This window comes from Chryseobacterium sp. FH2 (genome assembly GCF_001045455.1).
Taxonomy (GTDB): domain Bacteria; phylum Bacteroidota; class Bacteroidia; order Flavobacteriales; family Weeksellaceae; genus Chryseobacterium.
The window spans coordinates 387,858-403,412 of sequence record NZ_LFNE01000003.1; the positions used below are offsets into that span (position 1 = coordinate 387,858).

The 15,555-nt window shown below is 33.6% G+C and carries 15 protein-coding genes; 10 read left to right on the forward strand and 5 right to left on the reverse strand.

Annotated elements, in window-relative coordinates; translation table 11 throughout:
* The first annotated feature begins 1 nt into the window (after position 1).
* The gene (locus tag ACM39_RS06870) at positions 2-940 is read left to right on the forward strand and encodes a helix-turn-helix domain-containing protein (RefSeq protein WP_048510286.1); all 939 of its coding nucleotides are present in this window, start codon (positions 2-4) and stop codon (positions 938-940) included.
* An 86-nt stretch (positions 941-1,026) separates the two neighbouring features.
* Positions 1,027-1,791 carry an SDR family NAD(P)-dependent oxidoreductase gene (locus tag ACM39_RS06875; RefSeq protein ID WP_048510287.1) on the forward strand — a complete coding sequence of 255 codons (765 nt, stop codon included), beginning with the start codon at positions 1,027-1,029 and terminating at the stop codon, positions 1,789-1,791.
* A 94-nt stretch (positions 1,792-1,885) separates the two neighbouring features.
* Here ACM39_RS06875 and ACM39_RS06880 read toward each other — a convergent pair whose 3' ends face one another.
* The gene (locus ACM39_RS06880) at positions 1,886-3,034 is read right to left on the reverse strand and encodes a methionine aminotransferase (RefSeq protein WP_048510288.1); all 1,149 of its coding nucleotides are present in this window, start codon (positions 3,032-3,034) and stop codon (positions 1,886-1,888) included.
* Positions 3,035-3,132: 98 nt separating this feature from the next.
* Here ACM39_RS06880 and ACM39_RS06885 point away from each other — a divergent pair, with 98 nt between their 5' ends.
* The 8 genes from ACM39_RS06885 to ACM39_RS06920 all read left to right on the forward strand — a co-directional run bounded on the left by ACM39_RS06885 (position 3,133) and on the right by ACM39_RS06920 (position 12,867).
* On the forward strand, positions 3,133-3,915 hold the full coding sequence (locus ACM39_RS06885) for a TIGR00266 family protein (RefSeq protein ID WP_048510289.1): 783 nt from the start codon (positions 3,133-3,135) through the stop codon (positions 3,913-3,915).
* A gap of 261 nt (positions 3,916-4,176) precedes the next feature.
* Positions 4,177-6,063 carry a DNA topoisomerase IV subunit B gene (locus tag ACM39_RS06890; RefSeq protein ID WP_048510290.1) on the forward strand — a complete coding sequence of 629 codons (1,887 nt, stop codon included), beginning with the start codon at positions 4,177-4,179 and terminating at the stop codon, positions 6,061-6,063.
* A 48-nt stretch (positions 6,064-6,111) separates the two neighbouring features.
* Positions 6,112-6,588 (forward strand): hypothetical protein, encoded by a 477-nt coding sequence (locus ACM39_RS06895; RefSeq protein WP_048510291.1) that lies wholly within the window; start codon positions 6,112-6,114, stop codon positions 6,586-6,588.
* Between the two features lie 6 nt (positions 6,589-6,594).
* Positions 6,595-9,177 carry a DNA gyrase/topoisomerase IV subunit A gene (locus ACM39_RS06900; protein WP_048510292.1) on the forward strand — a complete coding sequence of 861 codons (2,583 nt, stop codon included), beginning with the start codon at positions 6,595-6,597 and terminating at the stop codon, positions 9,175-9,177.
* A 6-nt stretch (positions 9,178-9,183) separates the two neighbouring features.
* On the forward strand, positions 9,184-9,837 hold the full coding sequence (locus tag ACM39_RS06905; protein ID WP_048510293.1) for a rhomboid family intramembrane serine protease: 654 nt from the start codon (positions 9,184-9,186) through the stop codon (positions 9,835-9,837).
* 32 nt (positions 9,838-9,869) lie between these two features.
* A complete protein-coding gene (locus ACM39_RS06910; RefSeq protein ID WP_048510294.1) occupies positions 9,870-10,961 on the forward strand; it encodes an AraC family transcriptional regulator in 1,092 nt (363 codons plus the stop codon).
* 140 nt (positions 10,962-11,101) lie between these two features.
* Entirely contained in the window at positions 11,102-11,887 is a 786-nt protein-coding gene (locus ACM39_RS06915) for an SDR family NAD(P)-dependent oxidoreductase (protein ID WP_048510295.1), read from the forward strand.
* Entirely contained in the window at positions 11,884-12,867 is a 984-nt protein-coding gene (locus ACM39_RS06920) for an NAD-dependent epimerase/dehydratase family protein (protein WP_048510296.1), read from the forward strand. Before ACM39_RS06915 ends, ACM39_RS06920 begins: the two co-directional genes overlap by 4 nt.
* A 26-nt stretch (positions 12,868-12,893) precedes the next feature.
* Here the strand turns inward: ACM39_RS06920 and ACM39_RS06925 are convergent, their stop codons facing one another.
* From ACM39_RS06925 to ACM39_RS06940, 4 genes are all read right to left on the reverse strand, one after another.
* A complete protein-coding gene (locus ACM39_RS06925; protein WP_228377070.1) occupies positions 12,894-13,178 on the reverse strand; it encodes a DUF4180 domain-containing protein in 285 nt (94 codons plus the stop codon).
* Between the two features lie 66 nt (positions 13,179-13,244).
* Positions 13,245-14,096: a peptide chain release factor N(5)-glutamine methyltransferase gene (prmC, locus tag ACM39_RS06930; protein WP_048510297.1), complete on the reverse strand. Its 852-nt coding sequence runs from the start codon at positions 14,094-14,096 to the stop codon at positions 13,245-13,247.
* On the reverse strand, positions 14,097-14,855 hold the full coding sequence (yaaA, locus tag ACM39_RS06935; protein WP_048510298.1) for a peroxide stress protein YaaA: 759 nt from the start codon (positions 14,853-14,855) through the stop codon (positions 14,097-14,099).
* Between the two features lie 62 nt (positions 14,856-14,917).
* Positions 14,918-15,529, reverse strand: coding sequence for an L-threonylcarbamoyladenylate synthase (locus tag ACM39_RS06940; protein WP_048510299.1), 612 nt, complete (start codon positions 15,527-15,529; stop codon positions 14,918-14,920).
* Between the last annotated feature and the right edge of the window lie 26 nt (positions 15,530-15,555).

Consider the following 15,555-nt stretch of genomic DNA (forward strand, 5'->3'; position numbering starts at 1 on the left):
CATGGAAAAAATTGTTCATGCTTCATTAGAAGATTTTTATAAAGAAATGACAGCCAAGTTAGGAAAAGACCTTGAAAGTATTTTTCCAAAAGGCCTTCATAAAGATATTGGACATTTTAATGTTTTTGATATAGCTCAAACTATTGAAAAGGTAAAAACAACTTCTGAAATGCCTTATAACAGAAGAAAATATTTCAAGATAAGCTTAATCAGAGGGAAAAACAGAGCCGAATATGCGGATAAAATCATTTCAATTAAAAAAAATGCGCTTTTATTTGCAACTCCAAAAGTTCCTTACCATTGGGTTCCTGAAGATGTGTGTCAGTCAGGGAGTTTTTGTGTGTTTACAGAAGATTTTTTCATTAAGGATAAATCTCATAGTACTCTTGAATCTTTGCCTATTTTTCAGCCCGGAAATATTCCGATATTTGAAATCGAAGATGAATTGGCAGACGAGATTGAGCAGCTTTTTAAAAAGATAAAAAATGAAATAGAATCTGATTATATTTTTAAATATGATTTGATTAGAAATTATGTCCTGGAACTGATCCATTACGGACAGAAATTACAGCCGGCAACCAAATTATCCACTTCAAACGATGCTTCACTACGGGTAGTTTCATTGTTTATCGAATTGCTGGAAAGACAGTTTCCTATCGAATCCTCCGAGCAGAGATTGCAATTGAAAACTGCAAAAGATTATGCAGATAGATTGGCGGTTCATGTAAATTATTTAAATAAGAAACTAAAAGAAAGTACAGGGAAAACCACAACGGAATTCATTGCAGACAGGTTGATTCAGGAGGCTAAAATTCTTTTAAGACAGACAAAATGGAGTGTTTCGGAAATATCTTATGCTTTAGGCTTCGAAGAAATTGCTCATTTTTCAAACTTCTTCAAAAGAAAAACAACAGTTACTCCCTTAGAATTCCGTACATGATTTGAATTTTGCAAATTTCAGATTGATTCAAGCAAATATTCGTATTTGAAAATTGCCCAACTTTGTATCATTAAATAACAAAATAAATGAGTACAAAAACAAAAATCGCATTAGTAACAGGCGGAAGCCGTGGATTGGGAAGAAATTCAGCTATAAAAATTGCTCAAAAAGGTATTGATGTTATCATCACGTACAGAAGCAATAAAGAAGAAGCGGATGCTGTGATCAGCGAAATACAGGATCTTGGTAGAAAAGCAATTGCATATCAATTGGATACAAAAGATTTTAAAAGTTTCGATGCCTTTGTAAAAAATGTTGGTGATCATCTAGAAGAAAATACAGGAAGCAGAAATATCGATTTTCTTATAAATAACGCAGGGACAGCTTTATATGCTCCAATTACAGAAACAACGGAGGAACAGGTAGATGATATTATTGATATTCATTTTAAAGGAATCTTTTTCTTAACTCAAAAGTTCTTACCTTTTATTAATGAAGGAGGAGGCATCATCAATATTTCTTCAGGTTTGGCAAGGTTTGCTTTGCCGGGATCATCTGTCTATGGTTCTATAAAAGCTGGTGTTGAAATGCTGACAAAATATATGGCTAAAGAATTAGGGCCAAGAAAAATTAGAGCAAACGTGGTGGCACCGGGAGCTATTGAAACTGATTTTGGAGGGGGAAGAGTAAGGGATAATAAAGATATGAACGATATGGTTGCGGGGATCACAGCTTTAGGCAGAGCCGGGCTTCCAGACGATATCGGTGGAGTGGTTGCATTCCTGTGTACGGACGAAGCAGGTTGGATTACGGGACAAAGAATTGAGGCTTCAGGAGGAATGTTTTTATAAAAATATTTAAAAGATATCTCTCGCAGACTTTATAAATTCAGCAGATAAAATTTAAATCTGCTTGATCAATAAAATCTGCGGGAGAGTTTTATTTTTAAAGTTTAGAAAGGTTCTCCAAAGCTCTCTCCAGAGTCTCTTGCTTTTTAGCAAAACAAAGACGAATCACATTCTCGTTCAGTTTATTTTTATAAAAAGATGAAAAAGGAACGCTTGCAACTTTATGATTGATAGTGAGTTCACTGGCGAAATCGAAATCATTTTTATCTGAAATTGTATCATATTTCAAGGCCTGAAAATACGTTCCTTCACAATCAAGTAATTCAAAAGAAGTATTTTCCAATCCTTTTCTTAAAAAATCTCTTTTTTCCTGGAAAAATCGGCTTAATTGATTATAATGATCGTCATTTTTCATATACTCGGCCAACGCTAATTGAATCGGAGTATTTACCGAGAAAACATTAAACTGATGTATTTTTCTAAATTCGTCTGTCAGTAATTTCGGAGCAGCGCAATATCCAACTTTCCATCCTGTGACATGGAAAAGTTTACCAAATGAAGCTATCAAAAGGCTTCTTTCTTTTAACTCAGGATATTTGCAGATACTTAAATGCTGTTTGCCGTCGAAGACAATATTCTCATACACTTCATCACTTAAAATCAGGATTGAGGTTCCTTTTACGATACTGATAAGTTCCTGAATATCATTTTCTTTTAAAATTTTTCCGGAAGGATTATTCGGATTATTCAGAATAATCATTTTAGTCTTATCGGAAACTAATTGTTTTACTGTATTCCAGTCAATCTCATAATCAGGCGCTTTCATCTCAAACCGTTTTACAATTCCTCCGAAAAGCTCTACCGTAGGTTCATAACAGTCATAAGCGGGCTCAAAAATAATAACTTCATCATCTTTTTTTACGAAAGTCGCAATGGCTGTAAAAATAGCCTGAGTTCCACCCGCCGTTACCGTGATTTCAGAGTCAGGGTGATAGGTTGCCTGATGACTGTTTTCGATTTTCCTTGCAATTTCTTCCTTTAAACCAATCATTCCCCCCATTGGAGCATATTGGTTAAAGCCTTTTTTAATGAAATTATCAACAAGGTTTAGCAACTCAGAATCTGGCATGAAATCGGGAAATCCTTGTGATAAATTAATGGCTTCATTTTCATTTGCCAATTGAGTCATTTGGCTGAAAATTGTAGTTCCTACATTGGAAAGTTTTGACAATGGAAGTTGTATCATTAACTGAGATTTTTAAACATATCGAATTTAATTTATTTTTTCAGAATAAAGTGTAAAAAATGCTAATATTGTATACTAACTTTTAATTATTTTAAACCATGATTAATCATGAAATAGACTACAAAATCTATGGTGAGGAAATGCAGTGTGTGGAAATTGAGCTTGATCCTCAGGAAAGCGTCATTGCAGAACCCGGAAGCTTTATGATGATGACGGAAGGAATCCAGATGGAAACATTGTTCGGAGACGGAACTGAAAAAGGATTAATGGGAAAATTATTTTCGGCGGGAAAAAGAATGCTGACAGGTGAGAATCTTTTTATGACCGTTTTTACAAATACTTCTTCAAACAAAAAACAGGTGACCTTTGCGGCTCCCTATACCGGAAAAATTATTCCTTTTGATTTAAGTAAATTGGGTGGGAAGGTGATTTGCCAAAAAGACAGTTTTCTTTGTGCGGCAAAAGGAGTTTCAGTAGGAATCGAATTTCAGAGAAAGCTTGGAACGGGTTTATTTGGCGGTGAAGGATTTATTATGCAAAAACTGGAAGGTGACGGAATGACTTTCGTTCACAGCGGCGGTCATGTTATTGAAAAAGAACTTCAGCCGGGAGAAATTTTAAAAATAGATACAGGTTGTATCGTTGGTTTTACGCATACCATTGATTATGATATCCAGTTTGTTGGAGGAATTAAAAATACTATTTTTGGAGGTGAAGGTTTGTTTTTTGCACAGCTTCGGGGACCTGGAAAAGTATGGATTCAGACATTGCCGATTTCAAGACTGGCAAGCAGGATTTTGCAATATGGAACGACCAAAAAAGGTGAACAGGGAAGTGTTTTAGGCGGAATCGGAAACTTACTGGATGGAGATGGATTTTAAATATGTAAATATCTAACTATGAAAAGGTTGTCGGAGGGCAGCCTTTTTTATTTTGAATTACCTGATTTAAATTTTTATTTAAAATATTTTATTTGGTTGCATTTGGAGAATTGTTTTTATGTATTTCGGTTGAAATTTTAAATATGAAAAATTAATTATCGAAAATTTATTCTATAATAATAAAAAATGAGGAATCTGCAGGTAAAACTATCGTATAATTTTAGCAAATTTCGTATTTTTGTATGTTTGCTGTAAATATATATGTCACAAGAAATAAATCCAACATATTCAGAAGATAATATCAGAACCCTCGATTGGCAGGAGCATATCCGTTTACGCCCCGGAATGTATATCGGGAAGCTGGGAGATGGCTCGTCTGCTGATGACGGTATCTATATTTTGCTAAAAGAAATTCTGGACAACTCGATCGATGAGTTCAGAATGAAATCCGGTAAAAGAATTGAAATAAAAGTTGATGATGGTAAGGTTACCATCCGTGACTTTGGTCGTGGAATTCCACTGGGAAAGGTAGTGGACGCTGTCTCTAAAATGAATACAGGAGGCAAATACGACAGTAAAGCTTTTAAAAAATCGGTAGGCCTGAACGGGGTGGGTACAAAAGCGGTGAATGCCCTTTCGGACTATTTTCGTGTACGCTCTTTCCGTGACGGAAAGATGAAAGTAGCAGAATTTTCCCGTGGACTTATCACTGAAGATTTTGATGAAAAAGATACTTCAGACAGGAATGGTACTGAAATTTCTTTTATTCCCGATGCAGAAATTTTCCTTCATTTTAAATTCAGAAAAGAATATATCGAAAGGATGCTCCGCAATTATTCTTACCTGAACCCAGGGTTGAAAATTCTTTTTAACGGTGAAACTTTCTATTCTGAAAATGGGCTAAAGGATTTACTGGACGAAGAGCTTGAAAATGAAACATTATATCCTATTGTTCATCTGAAGGATAATGATATTGAAGTTGCCATTACTCATACAGATAAATCTCAGACAGAAACTTATTTTTCATTTGTAAACGGACAAAATACAACACAGGGAGGAACACATTTGAATGCTTTTCGAGAAGCGTATGTGAAAACAATTCGTGAATTTTTCAACAAAAATTTTGATGCCTCAGATGTTCGGAAATCAATTGTTGCAGCAGTTTCCATCAATGTAGAGGAACCTGTTTTTGAATCTCAGACGAAGACCAAATTAGGCTCAAATGATATGGGTCCAAATGGTCCGACAGTGAGAACGTTTATTATAGATTTCTTAAAGAGTAAATTAGACAATTTTTTACATAAAAACCCTGAAATTGCAGAAGCGATTCAGCGGAAAATTTTAATTTCGGAAAGAGAACGAAAAGAACTTTCAGGAATTCAGAAATTAGCAAGGGAAAGAGCTAAAAAAGTTTCTTTGCATAACAAAAAACTTCGTGACTGCAGACAGCATTACAATGATCAGAAAGCGGAAAGGAAAGGTGAAACACAGATTTTTATTACAGAGGGAGATTCTGCATCAGGATCTATCACAAAGTCAAGAGATGTAGAGACTCAAGCTGTATTTTCATTAAAAGGAAAGCCTCTGAATTGTTATGGACTGACAAAAAAAGTGGTTTACGAAAATGAGGAATTTAATTTACTTCAGGCAGCGTTAAATATAGAAGAAAGTCTTGAAGATTTAAGATATAATCAGGTAATTATTGCAACAGATGCCGATGTCGATGGGATGCACATTCGTCTTTTGATGATTACGTTCTTTCTACAGTTTTTTCCTGATTTGATCAAAAACGGGCATCTTTATATTCTTCAGACGCCTTTGTTTAGGGTTAGAAATAAAAAAGAAACGAGATATTGTTATTCAGAGGCTGAAAGAATTAAAGCACTGAATGAATTGGGGAAAAATCCTGAGATTACACGATTCAAAGGGCTTGGAGAAATTTCACCTGATGAATTTAAACATTTTATAGGAAAAGATATTCGTCTTGAGCCTGTGGTTGCAGGGAAAGATCAGACTATTGAGCAGCTTTTAGAATTTTACATGGGTAAAAATACACCGGACAGACAGACTTTCATTCTGGAAAATCTGGTGATAGAAGATCCGGATATCGATAAAAAAGAAATTTTAAACGAAGCTGTGGAAAGCTAGAAACACAAACAATGATGAAATACACACAACACAACAAAAACAACAACCATGAGACTAAGCAATCGGACTAAAGCCTCAATATACAGTTTTGTCAACACAATACTGATAATGATTCTGGCGGGGGGTATTGCAGCTTTTTTACTTGAGGAATTTAGGTTTAATGTTTTGGGAATGGAGAGTTATTTATTTTTAATCATTCCTATTATTTTGCTTACACTGTTTTATCTGAACGGGAGACAGATTTTTGAATATGATAGTGATGGGGAAGCTCTCAATTTTAAGAACAGAAATATCATTCCCTTTTTAAGTAAGCCTTTACATGATGAATTTCCTAAGTATAAATTAATAAGCTATGAGATTATAACTATTTTTTTTGTTAAACGGCTATATATTACAATTTCAAGTAAAAATAGCGGGACAACAATGTTGAAATATGAAATTTCTTATTTAACGAAAAAAGAAATAAACGATTTAAAACTCTCTTTAAATAAAGTTGTAAAAACTAATAATGAGAAAAAGGATTAAATGTAAATGATGACAGAAGAACACTCGCATGAAGGTGAGAGCTTAAGAAAAGTTTCCGGGCTTTACAAAGACTGGTTTCTGGATTATGCTTCTTATGTAATATTAGACAGGGCAATTCCATCAGTTTTTGATGGTTTTAAGCCTGTACAACGAAGAATCATGCATTCTATGCGTGAGCTGGAAGACGGGCGATATAATAAAGTTGCCAACATTGTAGGAAATACCATGAAATATCACCCTCATGGTGATGCTTCTATTACGGATGCTATGGTAGGTATAGGGCAGAGAGAACTTTTGATAGATACTCAGGGAAACTGGGGGAATATCTATACAGGCGATTCGGCGGCGGCAGCGAGATATATTGAAGCGAGATTGACACCTTTCGCGCTTGAAGTTGTTTTTAATCCTAAAACAACGGAATGGACAAAATCTTATGACGGAAGAAATAATGAGCCTATCGATTTACCGGTAAAATTTCCTTTGCTTCTTGCTCAGGGAGTTGAGGGAATTGGAGTTGGTCTTTCTACGAAGATTCTCCCGCATAATTTTAATGAATTAATTAATGCTTCTGTTGCCCATTTAAAAGGTAAAAAGTTTGAGTTATATCCTGACTTCCTTACCGCAGGTTTCCTAGATGTTTCGGAGTATAATGACGGGCAAAGAGGTGGAAAAGTAAGAGCCAGAGCCAGAATTACGCAAACTGATAAGCATACTTTAGTCATCTCTGAACTTCCGTTTTCCAAAAATACGGGCGACTTGATTGATTCTATCTTAAAAGCCAATGAAAAAGGTAAAATTAAGATTAAAAAAATCGAGGACAATACTTCTGATAAAGTAGAAATTCTGATTCACCTTCCTAATGATTCTTCACCTGATAAGACAATTGATGCGTTATATGCATTCACGGATTGTCAGGTTACCATTTCCCCGAATGCCTGTGTCATTGTTGGTGATAAACCGATGTTTCTGAATGTTTCTGAGATTTTAAGGAGAAATACAGATCATACAGTTTCTTTACTTAAAAAAGAGCTTGAAATTGAGCTTCATGAGCTGCAGGAAAGCTGGCACTTCTCTTCATTGGAAAGAATTTTCATTGAAAATAGAATTTACCATGATATTGAAGAAGTTGAAACCTGGGAAGATGTTTTGAAAACGATTGATATAGGTTTAAAACCTCATACAGGACATCTGTTGAGAGCTGTAACAGAAGAGGATATCTTAAAACTGACTGAAATCAGGATCAAGAGAATTTCGAGGTTTGATTTAGATAAATTTAAAGAAAATATTGCAGCTCTTGAAGGAAAGATTGAGCAGGTAAAATATAATTTGGCAAATCTCATTCAGTATGCGATTGATTATTATTTGAATATTCAAAAAAAATACGGGAAAGACAGACAAAGAAAAACAGAACTTAGAATTTTCGATACTATTGATGCGACTAAAGTTGCCGTTGCCAACGAAAAATTCTATGCCAATTTCGAAGAAGGTTTTATTGGAACTTCTCTAAAAAAAGACCAATATTTATTTGACTGTTCGGACATCGATGATATTATCACTTTCAGAAAAGACGGAAGCATGAAGGTCGTAAAAGTAGAAGCTAAAACTTTTATCGGAAAAGATATTCTTCACGTCGCAATTTGGAAGAAAAATGATAAAAGAACAGTCTATAACATGATTTATCGTGAAGGCAGAGAGGGACCCTATTATATGAAGCGTTTCTCTGTGACAGGTGTTACGAGAAATACCGATTATCCTTTAGCTTCGGATAAAAAAGGCTCAGAAATACTGTATTTCTCAGCAAATCCGAATGGTGAAGCTGAAACGGTAACTGTTCTTTTAAAACCCAATCCGAGAATCAGGAAAAATAAAATGGAGATTGATTTTTCTGAATTAGCCATCAAAGGTCGTGATTCTAAAGGAAATCTGGTGACGAAGTATTCAGTGAAAAAAGTGGATATGAAAGAAGAAGGGGTTTCTACTTTAGCTCCGAGAAGAATATGGTATGACGAAACGGTGAGAAGACTAAATGCCGATGCTAGAGGAACTTTGTTGGGAAGCTTTAAGGGTGATGACAAAATATTGACTATCAATACCAACGGAGAGGCAAAATTAGTGAGCTTTGATCTTGGAAACCGTTTTGATGATGAATATTTAATCCTTGAAAAATGGAAGCCCGAGCAGCCCGTGACGTGTATTTATTATGATGGTGAAAAGGATATTTATTTCATTAAACGTTTCTTGTTTGAAAATACACCGAACGTACAGACTTTCATGCCATCGGAACATCCAAAATCATTTATCGAAAATGTGATTGTGGCAAATGGGGCTACTGCTGAGATTAATTTTGCTAAAGATAAAGGAAAAGATCGTGATCCCGAAACTGTTGATATTGATGAATTTATTTCTGTAAAAGGAATAAAAGCAATTGGAAATCAATTTACTAAATTTAAAGTGAAAACCATTAATATCACAATTCCGGAGCCCGAAGAAGAACCTGAAGTGTATGAAGATCCGGAACCGACGGAAAGTGACGAAGACGGAGGTATAATTGGTGATTTGTTTCAAGGTGAAGAAAGTGCTGAAAATTAACAGAATATGAACATTATAATCTTAATCATAGCAGCTACATCTATTATAAGCTTTATTGCTTTTAATAATATCGGGATTTTTGAAAAATATAAATTCAGTGTGGGAGCGATTCAAAATAGAAAAGAATACGTTCGTTTGCTTTCTGCAGGGTTTTTACACGCAGATATTATGCACTTGGTGTTTAATATGCTGACGTTGTATTTCTTTGGCCCAATTGTAGTACAGGGCTTTGGAAATATTGGATTCCTGATAATTTATCTGGGCTCTATTTTATTGGGTAATATATTTTCGCTTTTCATTTACCAGAAACAACCTTGGTACTCTGCTATTGGGGCAAGCGGAGGAGTTTCGGGGATTTTATTTGCAGCAATAGCAATGTTACCTGATATTGGAATTTATCTTTTCTTTATTCCAATCCCAATTCCCGGATTTATTTTTGGACTTTTATATTTTGGATATTCGGTTTATATGATGCTGAATCCGAGACAACACGATAATATTGGCCACGCAGCGCATTTGGGGGGAGCATTTTTCGGTTTAGTATATGCGATAGCAAACCAGCCGGAAAGAGCTATTGATAATGCTTTGTATATTGGTATTATGGCACTCCCTCTTATTTATCTTTCTTATGAAATATTTATTAGAAAAAGAATAGGGTAAAAGGTTTATCTTTCATCAAAATATCAAAACCAATGAACGCATCAGAATTAAACAATTTTATCGTTGTACTTATTTATGGTTCATTGGTTTTGCTGTCTTTATTAAAACTGTCCAACCCTCTAAAGGTAAATAAAAAAGCCAATTTCTGGTTCGGAATATTTCTTTTCTTATGGTCAACCTTTTGGCTGGATGAAGTACTGTTTCTAGTGACTGATTCAACGATAGAATTCCACTCATTGTTTTTTGTCCGTTTTATCCAGTTTTTAACGCCTATTGTTTTTTATTTCAGTGTATTATTTTATACCAATCCTGTTTTCAGGTTTAAAATTTCAGATTTTAAATACGCAGTTCTTCCTATACTGTTTTTGATAAGCCTTTTGCTCGTGGAGTCAGGTTTTTACACCTTTCAGTATGTTATTATAGGTTTGATTCTCTTTCAGGCTTTGTTTTATACAGGGCTTTCATACTTTACGATTAGAAAACACCAGAAAAAAATTCAGCAATTTTCTGCAAATACAGAAGGGATTAATCTTAATTGGCTTGAATATATCATTCTTATTATTTTTATCGTAAGCATTATTTATGTGATTTATAATTTGTCATATAATGCAAATTCTCTTAATGTTTTTATTAATACAGTCTTTTTATCGGTAGTTTATTTTGTGGCTTACAATTCTTTAAAACAAAAAGAAATTTATCCGGCAGAAGAGAAACAGCGTGAAGAACTGATTTCCATTAATGATTCCGAAACAGAAGAAATTAAGCGAAAACTTATTTCCGATGAAGAATTATTGAGAATTAAAACACAATTGAAAGAGGTAATGGAAACTCAGAAACCATATCTTGACAGCGAACTTAATTTGATTAAACTGGCTGAATTACTTTCTGTTTCCACGCATCATTTGTCCTACGTCATCAATACTGGGTTTCAAAAGAATTTTTTCCAATACGTTAATGAGTTTAGAATACATTATGCCAAAAAACTGTTGAAGGATAATCACAAGCTTTCGATTCTTGGAATTGCTTACGAATCAGGATTTAATTCAAAAACGTCTTTTAATACTACATTTAAAAAATTCACCAATCAGACTCCTTCTGAATTTAAAAATAGTTCAGATTTATAAACTCTTACTTTTTTTATTGGTAAGCATTTGATTTTCAGGAATTAATTATTTTATTTTTCTTGTTTGAAAATGTGTTCACTCTGATAATTTGGAACATAAAAAGGACTTTCCGGGGATAATTTTGCCTCAGAAAGTTTATTATGAATATCAAAGAGTCGTACGCAGTAGTCACAGGATCAAGCCAGGGTTTAGGAAAAGCATTTGCTGAAAGTCTTGCTAAAAAGAATATAAATGTTATTCTTATTAGTCTTCCCAATCAACATTTGAAAGAAGTTAGCGAAGAGATTTCTGAAAAATTTAATGTTAAAACATATTATTATGAAGTTGATCTTTCCATGAATGAAAACGTTTTAAAACTTACCGCCTGGCTGAATAAATTATTTGATATTCATATCTTAATTAATAATGCGGGACTGGGAGGCACAAGAAAATTTTTAGATGCAAGCCCAAATTATATTAATAATATTCTCCAGGTAAATGTAATGGCAACTTCACTTATGACACATCAATTATTACCTAATTTATTAAAACAGCCTCAAGCTTATATATTAAATGTTTCCAGTATGGCTGCTTTTTCTCCAATAGGCTTTAAAACCGTTTATCCTGCATCTAAAACTTTTGTGCATTCGTTTTCAAGAGGTTTACATGAAGAGCTGAAAGATACAAATGTTTTTGTAAGCGTCGTCAATCCCGGGGCAATGAAAACTAATATTGACGTCTGCAAAAGAATTGAAAAACAAGGTTTTCTGGGAAAATTGACACTTCTTGATCCCAATAAGGTGGCAAATTACTGTATTGATCAGCTTTTCAAAAAAGATTCTGTCATTATGGTAAATCCGGTGAGCTGGCTGGTCATGAAAATTTTACCCATTTGGATTAAACTACCTTTAATGACAAATGCCATTAAAAAAGAAATTGAAGCATGAAAAAAGTTTTTGTCACTGGTATTACTGGGCTTTTGGGAGCGAATGTTGTTATAAAATTATTACAAGATGGTTATTTTGTTATTGCTTTGGTGCGCAAGAAAAATGGTTATTTGGGTGAAAAGAATAAGAACTTGAAACTAATTGAAGCAAGCCTGTTTTCTGACGTTTCGGAATATTTGAAAGACGTACATTATGTGATTCATATTGCTGCGGAAACCCAACAAAATCTGCTTTCTTATGAAAATTATAAAAAAATTAATTACGATGCAGCAGTCCATTTATTTTCCCATTCAGAAGAAGCGAGAGTGAAAAAGTTTTTGTTTGTGAGTTCGGCGAATACGTTGGGTTTTGGAAGGTTAGGCGATTTAGGAAATGAAAATACCCCGCAAAAGTATCCTTTTACTCATTCTTTTTATGCTAAAAGTAAATTAGAAGCAGAAAATTTTCTTTTAAAAAATAATCAGAAAACTAAGGTTGTTATTTTAAACCCCACTTTTATGATTGGAGCTTACGATCATAAACCAAGTTCGGGAAAAATTATTTTTTGGGTATGGAATAAAAAAATTGTGTTTTATCCGGAGGGAGGAAAAAATTTCGTTCATGTAGAAGATGTTGCTGCCGGAATTTTAAAAGCTTTGGAAAAAGGGCAAAATGGTGAGAAATATATTTTGGCCAATGAAAATTTGAAATATAAAAGTTTTTTCAAAAAAGTAAATAAACTAACCCAACAAAACCCGATAATGATTCCTATCCCAGACATTATTTTACGAATTTTAGGGCTTGCAGGGGATTTTTTGAGGGTTTTTGAAATGAGAACCAGCCTCAGTTCTGTAAATATGAAAGCCCTTCAAATTGACAATTTCTATTCTAATAAGAAATCGATAGAAAAACTTGCCATTGAATATCAATCAATAGAAAAAGCAATTGAGGATGCTGTATTATTTTTTGAAAATCAAAAGAAGAACCGCGCAAATTTTTAAACGATTTTTTTCATATTTAAATTCTGCTACAATACTTCCGAGATATGGGTAACGAAATTCACGAGCTGTGTCTTATTGCTTTCAAAAATAAAGTCTTTTAAACTTCTGCTTTGATACTTGCTGAAATCACCAATAATGATTAGTTGTAATCGGTAATTCGAAAATTTCTGTAACAGTTCGCCGGCAATTTTTGTTTTTAAATCGAAAAACTCTGGTAAAATATTTTTATCATATAAGATTACTTTGTCAAACCCCTGGTAATAAATATTTCCCAATAAATCTAAACTATCCTGAACGGAATTTATAACCAACTAATCAGAAATAATTTCTGCGATTCTTATATTGCTTTTTTCGTGGGTTTTGATTTCCATGTTTAATTATTTTCTTCCAAAAATAAAGCGATCGTTCTCAGATAAATCCTTTATTAATAAGGCTTCTGAAAAATGGTCAGCATACAAATTTAAAGTTTCAGTACCAAACTTTTGATTAATTTCTAAAAATAAAAGCCCGTTTTCTTTTAAATATTTCTTTGAATCTTCTGCTATTTTTCTGTAAAAAATCAAAGGATCGGAAGTAGGGGAGAAAAGCGCAATTTTAGGTTCAAATTCCTTTACAGAATCAGTGATTTCCTGTTCTTCATCAATTCCTATATAAGGTGGATTTGAAATAATAATGTCAAAGTTTTCTTTTAAATCAAAATTCAGATAATCAGCATGAATAAAATTAACTTCCAGATGATGAAAGTCTGCATTTTTTTTAGCTGTTTCTAAAGCTTTTTCAGAAAAATCGATAGAACTTACTTCGGATTTCGGAAAATATTTTTTTAAAACTAAGGGGATAATTCCACTTCCTGTTCCGATATCAAGGATCTTTAAAATTCGATCTTTAAATTCAGAATTTTGTATTTTTTTTATTGCAAATTCCAGTAATTCTTCTGTTTCAGGTCGTGGAACCAGCACGTTTTCATTAACGTAAAAGGTCATCCCGTAAAATTCTGCCTCACCTAAAATATACTGATAAGGTTTGTTTGTTTTTAATTCAGAAATAACCTGATGGAGCTGTTTTTCATCATCTATCAATAATTCATGATCAGAAAACTGTCTCTGATGAAAAGAGTCAAAGCCGACGATTTTTTCAATAAAAACAGAACTCAAAAATGCACTTTCTGAATCTGTATAAATGCCAGAAAGTTTTGTCTTAAAATAATTTTTGAATGCTGAAATTGTCATTTATCTTGTAAAAACCAGTTTTGTATCTGTAGATTTTTCTTCGTCAATTAAGTAACCTTCATAGTTGAAAGCCTTTACATCATCCAAAGTCTGAGCGTTGGTTTCTGCGCAGAATCTTACCATCAAACCTCTTGCGTGTTTTGTATAAACAACTATGGTTTTCAGTTTTCCATCTCTCATTTCGTAGAAGTCGAAATCTATTACTTTGTGATTCAGTTTTTTACGGTCGATTACTTTTCCATATTCGTTACTGGCTAAGTGAAGAAGAATTTCGTTCTTTTTCATCTCAGAATTAAGCTGTTCCGTTACTTTTTCTCTCCAGAATTCATAGAGATTTTTGTAGGTATCAAACTCAAAATGTCTTCCCATTTCAAGTCTGTAAAGCATTACTTTATCAGAAGGTTTTAATAAACCATATAATCCGGAAAGCATTCTGTAATTTTTTTGAAGATAATCTACCGCTATTTTATCCAATGTTTTGGCATCCAGCCCTCTATAGACCTCACCTGTAAAGGCAAACATTGCAGGGGCAGATTCCTTAGCGGTTGGTTTTGATTTCCAGTTTTGGTTTCTTTCCCAGTTTTCATCTGCCAGTTTTGGCGAAATTTCCATTAATTCTGAGAGGTATTTCGGCGATTTTTGTTTTAAATATGTTTGTATAAATTCTGCTTCTTCAATGAATTTAGGTGTTGAAAGTTTCAACAAATCTGTTGAATTTTCAATGTTCATTAATTTCGCAGGAGATGTTACTATTTTCATTAAGTATAAAGATGTGTATAAAATAGGCAATTATTAATATATTTAATTTTTTGCCATTAAATTTAAATAATTCCTTTTCCCTGTCTTATAATTTCCGGCTCTCCGGAAGTGAGGTCTACAATTGTAGACGCCATGTTATCTCCGTAACCGGAATCGATAACGATGTCAACCAAATGATCATACTTTTCAGCAATCAATTCAGGATCGGTAGAATATTCTATGATTTCGTCATCATCTTTAATGGATGTTGATGCAATGGGATGGCCTAATTTTTCGACAATAAGTTGAGGAATCGAATGATCCGGAACACGGATACCGATAGTTTTATGACCTTTATAGGCTAAAGGTAAATTTTTGTTTGCTTCCAGAATAAAAGTAAAAGGCCCTGGAAGATGGCTTTTCAAAAACCTGAAAACAGAAGTATCAATAGGTCTTGTGAAATCTGAGAGATGGCTTAAATCATTACAGATAATAGAGAATTTTGATTTTTCAAGCTTCAGTTTTTTCAGCTGGGCCAGTTTTTCCATGGCTTTTATGTCAAAAATATTGCAACCTAGGGCATAAACTGTATCTGACGGGTAAATAATTAATCCACCGTTATTTAAAGTTTTAATTACTTCGTTGATAAGATTTTCCTGAGGATTGTCAGGGTAAATTTTCAATATCTTTGCCATAGTACAAAGATACAAATATTAAAATA

Excerpts from the sequence above, each read along its gene's own strand:
- ACM39_RS06870 (WP_048510286.1), top strand. The coding sequence starts at position 2 with ATGGAAAAAATTGTTCATGCTTCATTAGAAGATTTTTATAAAGAAATG.
- ACM39_RS06875 (WP_048510287.1), top strand. The coding sequence starts at position 1,027 with ATGAGTACAAAAACAAAAATCGCATTAGTAACAGGCGGAAGCCGTGGA.
- ACM39_RS06880 (WP_048510288.1), bottom strand. The coding sequence starts at position 3,034 with ATGATACAACTTCCATTGTCAAAACTTTCCAATGTAGGAACTACAATT.
- ACM39_RS06885 (WP_048510289.1), top strand. The coding sequence starts at position 3,133 with ATGATTAATCATGAAATAGACTACAAAATCTATGGTGAGGAAATGCAG.
- ACM39_RS06890 (WP_048510290.1), top strand. The coding sequence starts at position 4,177 with ATGTCACAAGAAATAAATCCAACATATTCAGAAGATAATATCAGAACC.
- ACM39_RS06895 (WP_048510291.1), top strand. The coding sequence starts at position 6,112 with ATGAGACTAAGCAATCGGACTAAAGCCTCAATATACAGTTTTGTCAAC.
- ACM39_RS06900 (WP_048510292.1), top strand. The coding sequence starts at position 6,595 with ATGATGACAGAAGAACACTCGCATGAAGGTGAGAGCTTAAGAAAAGTT.
- ACM39_RS06905 (WP_048510293.1), top strand. The coding sequence starts at position 9,184 with ATGAACATTATAATCTTAATCATAGCAGCTACATCTATTATAAGCTTT.
- ACM39_RS06910 (WP_048510294.1), top strand. The coding sequence starts at position 9,870 with ATGAACGCATCAGAATTAAACAATTTTATCGTTGTACTTATTTATGGT.
- ACM39_RS06915 (WP_048510295.1), top strand. The coding sequence starts at position 11,102 with ATGAATATCAAAGAGTCGTACGCAGTAGTCACAGGATCAAGCCAGGGT.
- ACM39_RS06920 (WP_048510296.1), top strand. The coding sequence starts at position 11,884 with ATGAAAAAAGTTTTTGTCACTGGTATTACTGGGCTTTTGGGAGCGAAT.
- prmC (WP_048510297.1), bottom strand. The coding sequence starts at position 14,096 with ATGACAATTTCAGCATTCAAAAATTATTTTAAGACAAAACTTTCTGGC.
- yaaA (WP_048510298.1), bottom strand. The coding sequence starts at position 14,855 with ATGAAAATAGTAACATCTCCTGCGAAATTAATGAACATTGAAAATTCA.
- ACM39_RS06940 (WP_048510299.1), bottom strand. The coding sequence starts at position 15,529 with ATGGCAAAGATATTGAAAATTTACCCTGACAATCCTCAGGAAAATCTT.